Here is a 15,880-nt window from a genome sequence, read left to right as displayed (position 1 = left end):
CGGGCGCCGGAGCGCCCTCCGCTCAACGAGCGGTGGGCGACGTCTCGCGCGCGATCGCGCCGAGGAAGGCGTCGATGTCGTTCTCGGAGGTGTCGAAGCTGCACATCCAGCGGACCTCGTTCTTCGCAGCATCCCAGTCGTAGAACCTGAACGAGGTGCGGAGGCGGTCGGCGACACCGTCGGGCAGGGTCGCGAAGACACCGTTCGCCTGCGTGGGCTGGGTGAACTCGATGCCGCTGATCGAGCCGTCGGCGAGCCCCGTTTCGATGCCGGCGCGGAGGCGCTGCGCCATCGCGTTGGAGTGCGAGGCGTTGCGCAGCCACAGGTCCCCCTCGAGGAGGGCGAGGAGCTGTGCCGACACGAACCGCATCTTCGAGGCGAGCTGCATGTCGAGCTTGCGGAGGAACTTCAGCCCCTCCGAGGCCTCGGGGTTGAGCACCACGACGGCCTCGCCGAGCATCGCTCCGTTCTTGGTGCCGCCGAAGCTCAGCACGTCGACGCCCGCATCTCGGGTGAACTCACGGAACGGCACGCCGAGCGACGCGGCGGCGTTGGAGATGCGCGAGCCGTCCATGTGCACCCGCATGCCGAGGCTGTGGGCGTGGCCGGTGATCGCCGTGATCTCGTCGACCGTGTACAGGGTGCCGAGCTCGGTCGACTGGGTGATCGACACGACGAGCGGCTGCGCACGGTGCTCGTCGCCCCAGCCCCACGCCTCGCGGTCGATGAGCTCAGGGGTGAGCTTGCCGTCGTCCGTCGGCACCGTGAGCAGCTTGATGCCGGCCACGCGCTCCGGCGCGCCGCCCTCGTCGACGTTGATGTGCGCGGTGCCGGCCGAGACCACGGCGCCCCAGCGGGGGAGCATCGACTGCAGCCCGACCACGTTCGCGCCGGTGCCGTTGAACACCGGGTACGCCTCGACGCCCTCGCCGAAGTGGCGGGCCATCACCTCCTGCAGGCGCTCCGTGTAGACGTCGTCGCCATAGGCGACCTGGTGGCCGTCGTTCGCGGCGGCGATGGCCGCGAGCACCTCGGGGTGGATGCCGGAGTAGTTGTCGCTGGCGAAGCCGCGCAGGTTCGGGTCGTGGATCGTGGTCACGGGTGTCCAATCTAGTTCGGCTGCGGCGGGCCGGCAGCCGTCACAGTGAGGGGTCGGTGAGCTCGACGATCGTGTCGTCGATCTCGGTCGCGTCCGCGAGCCACAGATCGGCGAACCGCTGCGCGAGCGCCTCCTCGAGTCCGTCGAGGCTCTTCACACGGAAGATCACGGATGCTGCGGCCTGCGGTCTCCCCGCATCCCGGGCGTCCTTCGCGAAGCCCTGCGCGACGGCACGCGCCCACGCCTCGGTCGCCGCCTTCACCGCGGCGTAGTTCGCGCCGCCGGCGAGCGGTCGCGCCACCGCGGTGGACGACACCACCGCGAGGCGGCCGGCCCGGGATGCGCGCAGGTCGGCGTCGAACGCCCGGCTGACGTGCCGCAGCGCGGTGAGAGAGCCCTCCAGGAAGCGGTAGTCCGCGTCCGTCTGGCCCGCCAGGCCGCCTCCACCGCGCCAGCCGCCGACGAGGTGCAGCACGCCGTCGACGGGGCCGTCTTCCGCGTGGACGCGCTCTGCGAGCGCCGCGACCGCGGTCTCGTCCGCCAGGTCGCACACTTCCGTGCGCACGCTTCCGGCCGGCGCGGTGCCGAGGGGGGCAGCATCCGTCTCCAGTGAGTCCAGGAGGTCACGCAGCTTGCCCGCGTCGCGCCCGACGGCGACCACGCGCGCGCCCGCATCGCGGAGGACGCGCGCGGCCGTGACGCCCGAGGCGCTGGTCGCACCGGCGATGATCACGAGTCTGCCTGAGACGCTCATGTCTCCAGCCTTCCACGTCGCGAACGTGCGTTCTCGGCGAGAGGCGAGGCCTTGCCGAGAACGCACGCTCCGGCGTCAGGAATCGCGGCCGGTGATCCCGGCGGTCGACTCGATGACGGGCTTCATCTTCTTGTCGAGCGCCTCGAAGAACATCGACAGCGGGAACTCGTCGTCCAGGACCGCGTCGGTGTAGCCCTTCGGTGCGCCCGCGAGGATCTCGTCGGGCAGACCCCGCGCCCACCGTGACGCCGGGTTCGGCGTCAGCGTCGACCGCACGAGATCGTACGCCGCGAGCCAGTGGGCCGTCTTCGGCCGGTCGATGGAGCGCCAGTAGAGCTCGTCGATGGCCTCGCCCAGCGCGATGACCGCGGCGGGGACGTCGTCCCAGTCGAAGGCGAGCGCGGTGTCGGTCCAGTGCAGCACGTCGCGCTGGTGCAGCCACGCGAACAGCAGCTGACCGCCGAGCCCGTCGTAGTTGCGCACCCGCGTGCCGGTGATCGAGAACCGGAAGATGCGGTCGAAGATCACGGCGTACTGCACGAGCTTCGCGTGCTCGAGCATCTCGGCCTCGGCCGGGGTGAGCGTCTCGCCGGCCCCGGCCCGGGCGGAGAGCCGCTTCTCGATCGCGACGCACTCGCGGAACGCCGTGAGGTCGCAGCGCAGCTCCTCGAGCGAGTACAGGAAGTACGGCATCCGCTGCTTGATCATGAACGGGTCGAACGGCAGGTCTCCGCGCATGTGGGTGCGGTCGTGGATGATGTCCCACATCACGAAGGTCTTCTCGGTGAGCTCCTGGTCGTCGAGCATGCGCGCGGCGTCCTGGGGCAGGTCGAGCTTCGTGATCTCCGCGGCGGCGCGCACGACGCGACGGTAGCGCGCGGCCTCGCGGTCCTGGAAGATCGCGCCCCACGTGAAGGTCGGGATCTCCCGCATCGCCACCGTCTCGGGGAAGAGCACCGCGCTGTTGGTGTCGTACCCGGGCGTGAAGTCGAGGAACCGCAGCGAGACGAAGAGCTTGTTGCCGTAGTCGCCCGCCTCGAGCTGCGCGATGAACTCGGGCCAGATCACCTCGACGAGCACCGCCTCGACGTGGCGGTCCCGCGAGCCGTTCTGCGTGTACATCGGGAACACGACGAGATGACGGATGCCGTCGGCCCGGTGCTGCTGGGGCTGGAAGGCCTTCAGCGAGTCGAGGAAGTCCGGGATGCCGAATCCCTGGTCCATCCAGCGCTCGAAGTCGCGGATCGAGGCGGCGAGGTATTCGGCGTCGTGCGGGAATGCGGGCGAGAGGGCGCGGATGCCGGCTGTGATCTCGGCGACCAGAGCGCGGGCGCCGTCGTGGGCTGCAGCATCCGGAATCGACCCGTCCTGCGCCTGGAGGCTCTGGATCGCGGTCGCGGCCGCCTTGAGGCGCAACCAGGAGTCGCTGGTTTCGGCGAGCAGCGCGTCCTCGACGACCTCGGGTTCGCCGACGATCGCCTTCGACGTGTGAAGGGTGCTGCTGGACATGGTGAACCTCCGATCTTCGAGTGCGGTTTCCCTCCTGATTCTAGAGAAGTTCCCCCCGTTGCGTGATTCGGCAGGAAATTTTCCTGTCTCGGCTAGAGTCGAGCCATGCCCGCTCTGGATGACGCGACCGACGCCGCCATCGTGCGCGAGGTGTCGCAGGACGCCCGCGCCACCCTCGCCGACCTCTCGGCGGCCGTCGGGCTTTCGGTGTCCGCGATTCAGGCGCGACTGCGCCGGCTCGAGTCGCGCGGGGTCATCACGGGCTACCGGGCGCTGGTCGACGCCGAGGCGGTCGGCAAGCCGCTCGCGGCGTTCGTCGAGATCACTCCGCTCGACCCCGCACAGCCCGACAACGCGCCGGAGCTGCTCGAGCACCTCTCCGAGATCGAGGCGTGCCACTCGATCGCGGGCGACGCGAGCTACATCCTGCTCGTGCGCGTCGCGTCGCCGCGCCATCTCGAGTCGCTCATCCGCGACATCCGTGCCGCCGCCTCGGTGAACACCCGCACGACCGTGGTGCTGCAGACGTTCTACGAGAACCGCCCGGTCCTGCCGGCCTGAGACCGCGGCCTCGCGCAGATCGAAGGGCTGCGTGCAAGCCCTCGGCCGCGGCGGACGGGCGCGGGTAGCCTCGGCCCATGGATGCGGCGAAGACACCGCACGCCGACGGACGCGGCGTGCTCATCGTGCGGAACGCGCGATCCGGCACGGCGGTGATCCGGTCGGATCCCGCGGCGACCTTCGGCGAGCGGCTGCCGGCCGCGCGCGTGCACGAGCTGGCCGAAGACGAGGACCTCGCCGAGGTCGTCGCCGCGGCGATGGAATCGGATGCTGCACCCGACGTGCTCGGGATCTACGGCGGTGACGGCTCGGTGTCGCGCATGGCGCACCTCGCGCGGCGTTACCATCGCCCGCTGCTCGCGATGCCCGGCGGGACGTTCAACCACTTCGTGCGAGCGCTCGGCGTCGACAGCGTGGATGCCGCGATCGACGCCTGCGAGGCGGGGTCGACCGTCGAGGTCGGTGTGGCGGAGGCGACGGCCGATGCGGGCGACCCGGTGACGGTGCTCAATGTGGTGTCGATCGGCGCGTACCCGGAACTCATCGAGGAGCGCGAGCGGCGCACCAGCCTGGGCAAGTGGCTCGGCGGCGTCGTGGCCACCGCGGCGGCGCTGCGCCGCGCCGAACCGCTCACGATCGTGCGGGACGGGCGACGGGCGCGCGTGTGGTCGGTCTTCGTGAGCGTCGGCCGCAACGATCCCGACCGCGTCGCGACGATGCAGCGGCAGGAGGCGGATGCCGGAGCGCTGGACGTGCGCATCCACCACGCGCGCGGGTCCAAGGTCCGCGCCTTCGCGTCCCTCGCGTTCGGCAAGCGGTCCGCGGCCGTGCTGCGCGCGGTGCGCCTGTTCCCGCGCGACGCCGACATCGAGCGGCTCCTGGTGCGAGAGCTCGAGCTGCACGTGCGCCCCGAGCCGGGGCATCCGTCCGTCTTCGTCCACGACGGCGAGCTGGAGCAGCGGGGTCCCGGCGGCTTCACCCTGCGATGCGTGGCGGTGCCGCGGGCCGTGACGGTTTTCGCACCACCTCGTGAGCACTGATCGCGCTGTGCCCGCGCCGGTACTCCTGTTCGGACGATGAACTTCCGGCTCACACGTCTCGGAGTGGTCTCGGGCGTTGGTGAACTTCCGGCTCACACGTCTCGGAGTGGTCTCGGGCGTTGGTGAACTTCCGGCTCACACGTCTCGGAGTGCTTCAAGAGCCGATGAACTTCCGGCTCACATAACCTTCGCTCTGGGTGCGGGGTCGTGTGAGCCGGAAGTTCATTGAGGTTTTCGGCAAAGCTGAGGCCGCAGGGCGCCTCACACCGCGATTCTTCGGGCTGAGCGCGACGGTCAGTCGTGCTGGGGGAAGCCCAGGTTGATCCCGCCGTGCGACGGGTCGAGCCAGCGTGAGGTGATCGCCTTCTCCGCCGTGAAGAACTCGAACCCGTGCGGGCCGTAGGCCTTCGCGTCGCCGAAGAGCGACGCCTTCCAGCCGCCGAACGAGTGGTACGCCACCGGCACGGGGATCGGCACGTTGATGCCGATCATGCCCACGGTCGCCTCGCGCTGGAAGCGGCGGGCGGCGCCGCCGTCGTTCGTGAAGATGGCGGTGCCGTTGCCGTAGCGGCTCGAGTTGATGATGTCGAGGCCCTCCTCGTAGCCCTCGACCCGGACGACGGACAGCACGGGCCCGAAGATCTCGTCGGTGTAGACCGTCGAGGTCGTCGGCACGTTGTCGATCAGGGTCGGTCCGAGCCAGAAGCCGTTCTCGTCGCCGTCGATCTCGACGTCGCGCCCGTCGACCACGACGGATGCACCGTCGGCGCCGGCGACATCGAGGTACGACGTCACCTTGTCGCGGTGCTGGCCGGTGATGAGCGGCCCCATGTCGCACCCGCGGGTGCCGTCGCCGACCTTCAGCCCGGCCATGCGCTCCGCGACCTTCGCCACGAACGCGTCGGCGACCGTGTCGACCGCCAGCACGACCGAGATCGCCATGCAGCGCTCGCCCGCCGAGCCGAAGCCCGCGTTGACGGCGGCGTCGGCGGCGAGGTCGAGGTCGGCGTCCGGCAGCACCAGCATGTGGTTCTTCGCGCCGCCGAGCGCCTGCACGCGCTTGCCGTGCGAGGTCGCGGTCTCGTACACGTACTTCGCGATCGGCGTCGAGCCGACGAACGAGATCGCGCGCACGTCGGGGTGCTCGAGGAGCGCGTCGACGGCCTCCTTGTCGCCGTGCACGACGTTGAACACGCCGTCGGGCAGGCCCGCCTCGGTGAGCAGGCCGGCGAGCCAGTTCGCGGCAGTCGGGTCCTTCTCGGACGGCTTCAGCACCACGGCGTTGCCGGCGGCGAGCGCGATGGAGAAGAACCACAGCGGCACCATCGCCGGGAAGTTGAACGGGCTGATGATGCCGACCACGCCCAGCGGCTGGCGCAGCGTGTAGACGTCGATGCCGGTCGAGACGTTCTCGGAGTACGCGCCCTTGGTCAGGTGCCCGAGGCCGCACGCGAACTCGACGACCTCCATGCCGCGGGCGATCTCGCCGCGCGCGTCGGAGAGCACCTTGCCGTGCTCGGCGGTGAGGATCTCGGCGAGCTCCTCCTTGCGGGCGTTGAGCAGCTCGCGGAAGGCGAAGAGCACCGACTGGCGCTTGGCGATCGACGCGTCGCGCCACTGCAGCCACGCCGCGGACGCAGCATCCACCGCTTCTGCGACGTCTTCGCGCGACGCGAACCGCACCTCCTTCTGGACCGTCCCGAGTGCGGGGTTGAACACCTGGCCGGTGCGCTCGGATGCCCCGGCCCAGGGTGCGCCGTTGATCCAGTGGTCGAGAATCGCCGTCTCGGTGCGCGGCAGGGTGTCAGTCATCGTGTTCCTCCTTCGGAAGCCCTCCTCGTGAGAGGGCGTGCACGTGTCACGCGAGGTCGCCTTCGACCTTCGTCAGAGCTTCATCGTAAATCGACATCGCCTCCTGCACCTCCTCGTCGGTGACCACGCACGGCGGCACGACGTGGATGCGGTTCTCGGCGGCGAAGGGCAGGAGGCCCCGCGAGGTGAGCTCCTTCTTGAGGCGTCCGATCACGGCGGCGCCCACCGGCTCGCGGGTCTCGCGGTCGGAGACGAGGTCGAGCGCCCAGAACACACCCTCGCCGCGCACCTCGCCGATGAGCGGGTGCTTGTCGGCCAGCTCCGCCAGCCCGGGACCGATCGCCTCCTCGCCGACGCGACGGGCGTTGTCGACGATGCCCTCCGACTCCATCGCGTCGATGGCGGCGATGATGGATGCCGCGGCCAGAGGATGACCGGAGTACGTGAGCCCGCCCGGGAAGACGCGGTCGTCGAACGTCTCCGAGATCTCGTCGGGGATGATCACGCCGCCGACCGGGACGTACCCGGAGTTCACGCCCTTCGCGAAGGTGATGAGGTCGGGCACGACGTCGTAGCCCTGGAACGCGAACCAGCGGCCGGTGCGGCCGAACCCGGCCATCACCTCGTCGAGGATCAGCACGATGCCGTACTTGTCGGCGAGCGCCCTGACTCCCGCGAGGTAGCCGGGCGGCGGCAGCATGATGCCGGCCGTGCCGGGAACGGACTCGAGCAGCAATGCCGCGATCGTCGAGGGGCCCTCCGACTGGATGACGCGCTCGAGGTGGTGCAGTGCGCGCTCGGACTCCTCCTCCGGGGTCGTCGCCCAGAACTCGGTGCGGTAGAGGAAGGGGCCGAAGAAGTGCACGTGTCCGCGGGCGAACTGGTTCGACATCCGTCGCCAGTCACCCGTCGCCACGATCGCTGCGCCGGTGTTGCCGTGATACGAGCGGTACGTCGAGAGCACGGTGTCGCGTCCGGTGTGAAGGCGCGCCATGCGGATCGCGTTCTCGATCGCGTCGGCGCCGCCGTTCGTGAAGAACACCTTGGCGAACCCGTCGGGCGCCTTGTCGAGGATGCGCTGAGCGGCCTGCCCGCGGTGGAGATTCGCCGTGGCGGGGCCGATCGTGGCGAGGCGCTCGGCCTGCTCACGGATCGCCGCGACGACGGCAGGATGCTGATGCCCGATGTTGACGTTGACCAGCTGGCTCGAGAAATCGAGCATGCGGCGGCCGGCGTGGTCCCACACGACGGTGCCCGAGCCGCCGGCGATCACGGGGAGGTCCAGGCCCGCCTGCGCGGACCAGGAGTGGAACACGTACTCGCGGTCGAGTTCTTTCGCGAGGGCGTCGAGGTCTTCGGTCATGCGGCCACGTTGCTGGATCGCGTCGGTCCGCGCAAGACCCGACGATGCCCGCCCGACGCCCCAGGAGGGGCGTCGCGCGGGCGAACGGCGGTCACCGGGCGGCGACGGCCCGCTCCGCGCGCGCCCGCCGGAGGACGGCGACGCCGAACCATGCGGCCGGCACGAAGCCCACGGCGGTCACGGCGGCGAACAGCAGCGGCGTGAAGGGCACGACGAACATGACGACGGTCGGCACGATCGCGAACGCGAGCAGCCACCACGGGACGACACCGGCGCGGGCGAGCCCTGCCGTGGCGAGCGGGGCCGCGATGAGGTTGAGCATCGGGAGCATCGACAGGATCCCGAAGACCGAGCCGCCCTGCACCGCTTCGGACACGGCGACCGCGGTGGCGGAGTCGAGCTCGAGGCCGATCGTCATCGTCCAGAAGTCGAAGAGCACCCATCCCGACACCAGCGCGTGACTGAGGGTCGCGAGCAGTGCTCCGATCAGCGTGAGCCAGCCGCCTCTGGTGCCCCGGACGAGTCCGGGGACGGCGAGGAAGCCCAGGGCGAGGAACAGGTTGCCGAAGTGCAGCAGCGTGGCCGACAACTGGGTGAGGGTCGGGTCGGAGGCGAGGGAGGCGATGTAGTCCGCGGTCGACTCGGAGGCCTGCGGCGGCGACGTCGCGATGCCCGCCGTGTAGAGCACGGCGCCGGCGATGAGGGCGAGCCCGCCGAGGGCGGCGAGCCGGCGCCCGGCCACCGAGGCGGGTGCGGCGACCGGCGTTGCGCGCTGTGCCGCGGGGCCTGCCGGCAGCGGGGTGGTGAGAGCGGGCGGGGTGTCGTGGGCGGTCATGTCGGTCCTTCCGGTTCAGGGGCTCGCTGTGAGCCGTCACCGAAGCTATGGGCGGGCGATGCGGCCGCGGATCGGCCTCCCGTATCGAGCCGCAGCGCCGCTCGGCGGAATCGGTCGCGGTCCCGTTCCGTCGTACGACGGACGCGGGCGTCCCCGCGCGGGCCCTAGCATTTCGGGCATGACGCCGCGCGAACCCGCTCTGCCCTCTGCCCCGTGGCTGTCGCGCAACGGCTCAGCCCTGCTCTACATCGCGGGCGGGGCCCTCGTGATCGCGCTCTCGGTCATGGAGTTCCTGCTCGACGACCGCGTGGTCGTGCCGCGGCAGGCGCTCATCCCTCCCATCGCGGTCGGCGTGGTCGTCATGCTGGCGCCGCGGCTGCCGCTCACTGCGGCGATCGTCGCGGCGCTGTCGCCGCCGTTCAACCTCCTGCTGGGGGCACCGGGGCCGGGCGGCGTGCAGCTGCTCGCCATCATCCTGCTCATCGGGCGTGCCGCCGCGGTGCTGCCGACCCGCCGCGCGGTGTGGGCCCTCGTCATCGGCGCCGTCGCGGCGCTCGCGGCGGGCATGCTCGGTTCGGCCGCTCTCTGGGAGGGCCTCTTCACCGTGTCGGTGTACGTCGCGGGCTTCGGCGTCGGCCTCCTCGTGCGCCGCGAACGCAGCCAGGCCCAGCGTCTGCGCGAACTCGCCGTCGAGCTCACCGAGCAGCGCGAAGCCGCCGCGGCCGCGGCGGTGATGGCCGAGCGCGCGCGGATCGCGCGCGACGTGCACGACTCGGTCGCGCACCAGGTGAGTGTGATGGTGCTGCAGATCGGGGGTCTTCGCCGGCTGCTGCCCGAGCGCCCGGACGCGCAGGAGGTGCTGCGCGGTCTCGAGGGCGTCGGGCGCGAGGCGGTGGACGAGATGCGCCGCGTGGTGGGGCTCATGCGCGAGCCCGCCGCCGACGAGCACCCGTCGCTCAGCAGGCTCGGGAAGGTGCTCGCACCGCTGCGCGAGTCCGGCATGCCGATCGCCCTCGACGTCGTGGGGGACCCCGTGGCGCTCCCGCCGCTGCAGGACACCGCCCTGGTGCGGGTCATCCAGGAGTCGCTGTCGAACGTCGTGCGCCATGCCGGGGCGGCGGCCACGGCCATCGAGGTCGCGTACCTCGACGGGCGGGTGCGCGTCACGGTGACCGACGACGGCGTCTTCCGCTCGGCGGACGCTGCGGGCGCCGCCGGCGGCCATGGCGTCCGCATCATGCACGAGCGCATGGCGGTGGCCGGAGGTTCGCTCACCGCCGGACCGCTCGGCGGCGGCTGGCGCGTCATCGCCGAAGTCCCGGTACGCGAGAGCTCGACGCCGCTGACCGAGAACGCGGTCGCGTCGTGATCCGCGTGCTGCTCGTCGACGACCAGGCGATGGTCCGCGCGGGTCTGCGCATGGTGCTGAGCGCCGAGACGGATGTGGAGGTCGTCGGCGAGGCATCAGACGGTGCGGAGGCGCTCCGGCTCGTCGCGCGCCACACGCCGGACGTCGTGCTGCTCGACGTACGCATGCCGGGCATGGACGGCCTCGAGGCGGCGCGCCGGATGACTCAGGATGCCGCGGGGCCCGGCATCCTGATGCTCACGACGTTCGACGAGCACGAGATCGTCGACGAGGCACTCTCGACCGGCGTTGCCGGGTTCCTCCTCAAAGCGTCGTCGCCGGAGCAGCTCGTCGACGCGGTGCGGGCGGTCTCGGCCGGCTCGGGGGTTCTCGACCCCGCCATCACGCGGCACGTGATCGACCGGTTCGCGACGGCCCCGAGGGTGGATCCCGGAGCCGCGGCGACGCTCGCAGAGCTCAGCCCCCGGGAGATCGACGTGCTGCGGCTCGTCGCCGCCGGTCGCAGCAACGCCGAGATCGCGTCGATCCTGTTCCTCGGCGAGGCGACGGTGAAGACCCACGTCAGCCGGATGCTGCTGAAGCTCGGCCTGCGCGACCGCGTGCAGGCGGTGGCGTTCGCGTACGAGAGCGGCCTGCTCACCCCGGGCGGCTGATCGCTCAGCCGCCCGGGATCGGGCGACTACTCGCCACCCTCCTGCAGTTCGACCTCGATGGGTGCGAAGCCGTCGCCACTGACGTCGACGCCGTCGGCCTCGAGCTCGTCCAGCGCCTGCTGGATGTACTCGTTGCTCCACGCCGTCGCCGGCGGCTCCTCGGTGATGAGGTGCGCGCCGGTCTCGTTGACCGCGGCGAGTGCGCCCTCGACCGTCTGCTGCCACGCCGCCTCGTCGATGATGCCGATGCCCGACGCGGCCGGCCAGATGAGCTTGTTGGTCTCGTTCATCATCCACAGCTCGTGGCTCGGGCCCCAGCCCGAGCCCTGCCCGAGTGTGATGTCGGCGGCCTCCTCCGGGTTGTCGCGCGCGAACGCCCAGCCCTTGATGACGGCCTTGAGGAACTTCACCGCGGTCTCCGCGTATGCCTCGTCGGACTCGAGCCGCTCGGTGTCGGCCCAGATCGCGTCCTGCAGCATCGCTCCCGTGGTGTCGTCCTGGTAGCTGATGACGTTGAAGTCCTCGGGCTGATAGAGCTCGCCCGTGTCGGGGTTCGTGGTCTCGAGGAGCTGCGCGTACTCGTTGTAGGTCATCGCCTGCGCCGCGTCGATGTCGCCCTGCAGGAACGCATTCATGTTGAAGTCCTGCGTGATGATCTGCACGGTGGTCGAGTCCAGGCCTTCGGCGGCCATCGCCGCGAAGATCTCCCACTCGTTGCCGAAGCCCCACGAGCCGATCTTCTTGCCCTCGAAGTCGGCGACCGACTCGATGCCGGAGTCGGCCCACGACACCTGCAGCGTGCCCGAGCGCTGGAAGATCTGCGCGATGTCGGTGAGATTCGCGCCCGCCTCGATCGAGCCGAGCACCTTGGGCACCCAGGCGATCGCGAAGTCGACGTCGCCGTTGGCGAGTGCGTCCTGCGGCACGATGTCGCCGCCCGACGGGATGATCTCGACCTCCAGTCCCTCCTCCTCGAAGAAGCCCTGGTCGGCGGCGGCGAAGTAGCCCGCGAACTGGGCCTGCGGCAGCCACTGGAGCTGCAGCTTGATCTGCGTGAGCTCGCCGTCGCCGTCGTCCCCGCCATCGGTGGGCTCGCCTCCGCCTCCGCCGGCGCAGCCGGCGAGGAGGAGCGCGGCCGACAGGGCGAAGGCGCCGGTCGCGAGACCGCGACGTGTGCTGTGCATCATGAAAGTTCCTTTCGATGTGTCGCTGCGATGGTGCATGGCCGGCCTCGCGAGGCGAGGACGGGCGGTGCCGGCGCGTCTCACGACGCGCCGCCGGTCGGGATGCGGCGCAGCACGAGCCTCTCGAGCAGCGCCGTGGCGAGGTAGAAGATGAGCCCGAGCGCGATCGCCGCGGCCACGTACGCCCAGGCCCGGGCATAGGCGCTCGTGGCGGCGGACGTCGAGATGGCGCTGCCGAGCCCGCCGCGCGGACCGCCGAAGTACTCGGCGACGAGCGCGGAGATGACGGCCAGCGAGCTCGCGATGCGGATGCCCGTCATGAGGTAGGGCACCGCGGTGGGCAGCGTCACGGTGCGGAACTCCTGCGCGCCCGACGCGGCGTAGCTGCGCATCAGGTCGCGGTGGACCGGGCGCGCTTGGCGGAGCCCCCGGAGCGTGTTGACGAAGACCGGGACGAACGAGGCCAGCGCTGCGATCGCCTGGCGGCCGAACTGGCTGTCCGCGCCGAACATGGAGTTGAGCACCGGCGCCAGCGCCACGATCGGCACGACGGCGATCGCGGCGACGATGGGTGCCGACATGCCGTCGACGGCGCGCCAGCGAGCGGCCAGGGCGGAGAGGAGGATCGCGAGGATCGTCCCGACCACGAGGCCGACGAGGGCGTTGGTCCCGGTCACCAGGGTCGCCTGGAGGATGGCAGGCCAGAACTCGACGAACTCCTCGGCGATCGCCGCCGGGCTCGGGAGGAGGTAGTCCGAGACGCCGACGACGCTCACGAGGAACTGCCACAGGGCGAGCCCCAGCAGCCCCACCGTGATCGGGGCGATCACCCGCAGCCGGCGCTCGGCGGCAGTGCTCCACCCGCCGCCGTGCCGGGTCGCGGTCGTCATCGCGCCTCCCGTCCCCCGGGAGCGACGGGCGCGCCGTGAAGCGCCTCGCGCACGGCCGTTACGCGGTCGAAGAACACCGGCGCCTCCCGCAGCGACTCGTCGCGCGCGACCTCCGTCCCGAAGCCCGTCTCGATGACGGTCGTGATGCGGCCGGGGCGGGGCGACATGACGACGACGCGATCCGACAGGAACACCGCCTCCGGGATGGAGTGGGTGACGAACACGACGGCCGCGCCGGTCTCGGCGGCGATGCGCGACAGCTCGGTCTGCATCCGCTCGCGGGTCATCTCGTCGAGCGCCCCGAACGGCTCGTCCATCAGCAGCAGACGGGGCCGCTCGGCGAGCGCCCGTGCGATGGCGACGCGCTGCTGCATGCCGCCCGACAGCTGATCGGGGTAGCGGTCGGCGAAGTCCGAAAGCCCGACGAGCTCGGCGAGCTCGCGGACGCGCGCGGTGCGCTCGGTCGCGCCGACACGGTGCAGCTCGAGCGGCAGACCGATGTTGGCGGCGACCGTGCGCCACGGAAGCAGGCCCGCCTGCTGGAACGCGATCCCGTAGTCCTGGTCGCGTCGCGCGCGGTCGACGGGCTTGCCGAACACCGAGATCGTCCCGGCGCTCGGCGCGTCGAGATCCGCGATGAGGCGCATCAGCGTGGACTTGCCGCAACCCGAAGGGCCGATGAGCGAGACGAACTCGCCGTCCGCGACGTCGAGGTCGACCGCCTCGAGCGCGCGGACCTCGCCGCCCTTCGACGGGAAGGTCTTCGAGACCCCCCTCGCCGATACCGCCAGGGTGCTCGCCCCGCTCGCCTCCGCCATCATGCCGCCTCTCCGCGTCGGTAGTCCTTGAGGATCCAGCCCAGGAATGCGACCGAGCCGGCCGCGACGAGCCCGAGCGCGATCGCGCCGAAGATGGGTGCCCAGGCCTTCGCAGGATCGCCGGACGCCTGGCCGGCGAACTGGATGAGCAGGCGTCCGATCCCGCCCTGCAGGCCGGTCGACACCTCTGCGACGACCGCGCCGATCACCGCGTTCGCGGCGCCCAGGCGCAGCGCGGGCAGGAGATAGGGGACGGATGCCGGGGCTCGCAGCCGCAGGAGCGTCGGCCAGTATCCCGCGGCGTAGGTGTGCATGAGCTCCACGTGGATGCGATCCGGCGACTGCAGCCCGCGCAGCGCGCCGACGGCGATCGGGAAGAACGCCAGGTACGACGCGATGAGCGCCACCGACATCCAGTCCTGCCACTCGAACCCGCCGATCTCGACGCGCGAGCCCCAGCTCTTGACGATCGGCGCGAACGCGATGAGGGGCACGGTCTGGCTGAGGATGATCCAGGGCAGCAGCCCCCACTCGGCGAGCCGCCACCGCTGCATCACCAGCGCGAGCGCGATCCCGACCACGACGCCGACCACCCAGCCGGCGGCGGCGATGCCGAGCGTCGTGAGACCTGCGAGCGCGACGGCCGCCCACAGCGGCGGCGCGCCCTCCTGCCGCGTCACGGGCTCGAGCAGCCGCGCGGCCATGTCCCACACGTGCGGCATCGCGAGATCGGTGGTGCGGGGAAGCACCCGCACGCCGCCGATCACGACGCCGTCCTCGGGTGCGAGCAGCTTGTACAGCTCCCACAGCGCGATCAGCACCCCGATGCCGACCGCACCCCACGCCCACGCACGCACCGACAGCGCGGATCGTCGGGGCCGCGGCGAACGCGAGGGGCGCGCGGGGTCTCCGGGCGCAGGCGGCGGCTGCTCCGTGGAGGGAGCGCCGGCCGCCTGTCCGACCGTCATGCCTTGGCCGTCACATGGGTCTGCAGCGCAGGGATCACGGTCTCGCCGTACACCCGGAGCGTCTCTTCCTTGCTGTCGTGCTGCAGATAGCCCGCGAACTGCGTCACTCCGAGCTCGCGCAGCCGCTCGAGCTTCTCGATGTGGTCCTTCGCGCTGCCGAGGATGCAGAAGCGGTCGACGATGTCGTCGGGCACGAAGTCGACGTGGTCGTTCTCGGCCCTGCCGTGGGTGTTGTAGTCGTAGCCCTGCCGCCGCTCGATGTAGTCGGTCAGCGCCTCCGGCACGCCCTCGCCGTGGTGGCCGTACTTCGCCACGATGTCGGCGACGTGGTTGCCGACCATCCCGCCGAACCAGCGGCACTGCTCGCGCATGTGCTCCCAGTCGTCGCCGATGTACATCGGCGCCGCCACGCAGAACGCCAGCGACTCGGGGTCGCGGCCGGCGGCGGCCGCAGCATCCTTCACCGTCTTGATCATCCAGGCGGCGATGTCGATGTCGGCCAGCTGCAGGATGTAGCCGTCGCCCACCTCGCCGGTGAGCTTGAGCGCCATCGGCCCGTACGCGGCGACCCACACCTCGAGCTCGGAGCCGCGGCTCCACGGGAACTGCAGCGTCGCGCCCTTGTACTCGACCGGCCGCGAGTTCGCGAGCTCGCGGATCACGTGGATCGACTCGCGCAGCTCGGCCATCGTGGTGGGTCTGCCGTTGGTCACCCGCACCGCCGAGTCGCCCCGGCCGATCCCGCAGATCGTGCGGTTGCCGTACATCTCGTTGAGGGTGGCGAAGACGGAGGCCGTGACGGTCCAGTCGCGGGTCGCCGGGTTCGTCACGAACGGGCCCACGGTGACACGGTTCGTCTCGGCGAGGATCGCCGAGTGGATGACGTACGGCTCCTCCCACAGCAGGTGCGAGTCGAAGGTCCACACGTGGCTGAAGCCGTGCGCCTCGGCCAGCTTGGCGAGCTGCACCGTGCGCGCGGCAGGCGGATTGGTCTGGAGGACGACACCGAAGTCCATCGCGATCTC

Annotated in this window: 15 protein-coding genes; 4 read left to right on the top strand and 11 right to left on the bottom strand. The window is 71.0% G+C overall.

What is annotated here, in order from left to right; genetic code table 11:
* Positions 1 to 22 precede the first annotated feature (22 nt).
* From ACFQ7C_RS01000 to ACFQ7C_RS00990, 3 genes are all read right to left on the bottom strand, one after another.
* Positions 23 to 1,099, bottom strand: coding sequence for a threonine aldolase family protein (locus ACFQ7C_RS01000; RefSeq protein WP_378896719.1), 1,077 nt, complete (start codon positions 1,097 to 1,099; stop codon positions 23 to 25).
* A gap of 40 nt (positions 1,100 to 1,139) precedes the next feature.
* Positions 1,140 to 1,853, bottom strand: coding sequence for an SDR family NAD(P)-dependent oxidoreductase (locus ACFQ7C_RS00995; RefSeq protein WP_378896716.1), 714 nt, complete (start codon positions 1,851 to 1,853; stop codon positions 1,140 to 1,142).
* A 75-nt stretch (positions 1,854 to 1,928) separates the two neighbouring features.
* Positions 1,929 to 3,362: a DUF6421 family protein gene (locus ACFQ7C_RS00990; protein WP_378896713.1), complete on the bottom strand. Its 1,434-nt coding sequence runs from the start codon at positions 3,360 to 3,362 to the stop codon at positions 1,929 to 1,931.
* A gap of 105 nt (positions 3,363 to 3,467) precedes the next feature.
* Between ACFQ7C_RS00990 and ACFQ7C_RS00985 the strand changes: the two genes are divergently transcribed.
* Positions 3,468 to 3,923: an Lrp/AsnC family transcriptional regulator gene (locus ACFQ7C_RS00985; RefSeq protein ID WP_378896711.1), complete on the top strand. Its 456-nt coding sequence runs from the start codon at positions 3,468 to 3,470 to the stop codon at positions 3,921 to 3,923.
* 77 nt (positions 3,924 to 4,000) lie between these two features.
* A complete protein-coding gene (locus ACFQ7C_RS00980) occupies positions 4,001 to 4,963 on the top strand; it encodes a diacylglycerol/lipid kinase family protein (RefSeq protein WP_378896708.1) in 963 nt (320 codons plus the stop codon).
* A gap of 294 nt (positions 4,964 to 5,257) precedes the next feature.
* Here the strand turns inward: ACFQ7C_RS00980 and ACFQ7C_RS00975 are convergent, their stop codons facing one another.
* The 3 genes from ACFQ7C_RS00975 to ACFQ7C_RS00965 all read right to left on the bottom strand — a co-directional run bounded on the left by ACFQ7C_RS00975 (position 5,258) and on the right by ACFQ7C_RS00965 (position 8,973).
* Positions 5,258 to 6,775 carry a CoA-acylating methylmalonate-semialdehyde dehydrogenase gene (locus ACFQ7C_RS00975; protein ID WP_378896706.1) on the bottom strand — a complete coding sequence of 506 codons (1,518 nt, stop codon included), beginning with the start codon at positions 6,773 to 6,775 and terminating at the stop codon, positions 5,258 to 5,260.
* A gap of 46 nt (positions 6,776 to 6,821) precedes the next feature.
* Complete coding sequence (locus ACFQ7C_RS00970; protein WP_378896704.1) at positions 6,822 to 8,138, bottom strand: aspartate aminotransferase family protein; 1,317 nt, start codon at positions 8,136 to 8,138, stop codon at positions 6,822 to 6,824.
* A 91-nt stretch (positions 8,139 to 8,229) separates the two neighbouring features.
* A complete protein-coding gene (locus ACFQ7C_RS00965) occupies positions 8,230 to 8,973 on the bottom strand; it encodes a hypothetical protein (protein WP_378896701.1) in 744 nt (247 codons plus the stop codon).
* Between the two features lie 178 nt (positions 8,974 to 9,151).
* Between ACFQ7C_RS00965 and ACFQ7C_RS00960 the strand changes: the two genes are divergently transcribed.
* Entirely contained in the window at positions 9,152 to 10,342 is a 1,191-nt protein-coding gene (locus ACFQ7C_RS00960) for a sensor histidine kinase (protein ID WP_378896698.1), read from the top strand.
* Positions 10,339 to 10,995, top strand: a complete 657-nt coding sequence (locus ACFQ7C_RS00955; protein WP_378896696.1) for a response regulator — start codon at positions 10,339 to 10,341, stop codon at positions 10,993 to 10,995. The genes ACFQ7C_RS00960 and ACFQ7C_RS00955 overlap by 4 nt, the downstream gene beginning before the upstream one ends.
* A 26-nt stretch (positions 10,996 to 11,021) precedes the next feature.
* On the opposite strand, the gene ACFQ7C_RS00950 is transcribed toward ACFQ7C_RS00955, so the two are convergent.
* The 5 genes from ACFQ7C_RS00950 to ACFQ7C_RS00930 form a co-directional block, all read right to left on the bottom strand.
* Positions 11,022 to 12,182 (bottom strand): ABC transporter substrate-binding protein, encoded by a 1,161-nt coding sequence (locus ACFQ7C_RS00950; RefSeq protein WP_378896693.1) that lies wholly within the window; start codon positions 12,180 to 12,182, stop codon positions 11,022 to 11,024.
* Between the two features lie 77 nt (positions 12,183 to 12,259).
* Entirely contained in the window at positions 12,260 to 13,069 is an 810-nt protein-coding gene (locus ACFQ7C_RS00945; protein WP_378896690.1) for an ABC transporter permease, read from the bottom strand.
* Entirely contained in the window at positions 13,066 to 13,887 is an 822-nt protein-coding gene (locus tag ACFQ7C_RS00940) for an ABC transporter ATP-binding protein (RefSeq protein ID WP_378896687.1), read from the bottom strand. The genes ACFQ7C_RS00945 and ACFQ7C_RS00940 overlap by 4 nt, the downstream gene beginning before the upstream one ends.
* Positions 13,887 to 14,855, bottom strand: a complete 969-nt coding sequence (locus tag ACFQ7C_RS00935) for an ABC transporter permease (protein WP_378896685.1) — start codon at positions 14,853 to 14,855, stop codon at positions 13,887 to 13,889. The genes ACFQ7C_RS00940 and ACFQ7C_RS00935 overlap by 1 nt, the downstream gene beginning before the upstream one ends.
* The gene (locus tag ACFQ7C_RS00930; protein ID WP_378896683.1) at positions 14,852 to 15,871 is read right to left on the bottom strand and encodes a TIGR03842 family LLM class F420-dependent oxidoreductase; all 1,020 of its coding nucleotides are present in this window, start codon (positions 15,869 to 15,871) and stop codon (positions 14,852 to 14,854) included. Before ACFQ7C_RS00930 ends, ACFQ7C_RS00935 begins: the two co-directional genes overlap by 4 nt.
* Positions 15,872 to 15,880: the final 9 nt, after the last annotated feature.

The sequence above is a fragment of the Microbacterium sp. NPDC056569 genome, assembly GCF_042793475.1.
Taxonomy (GTDB): Bacteria; Actinomycetota; Actinomycetes; order Actinomycetales; family Microbacteriaceae; genus Microbacterium.
Note: the sequence above shows the minus strand (reverse complement) of the source record. Positions and strands in the feature narration are given on the sequence as shown.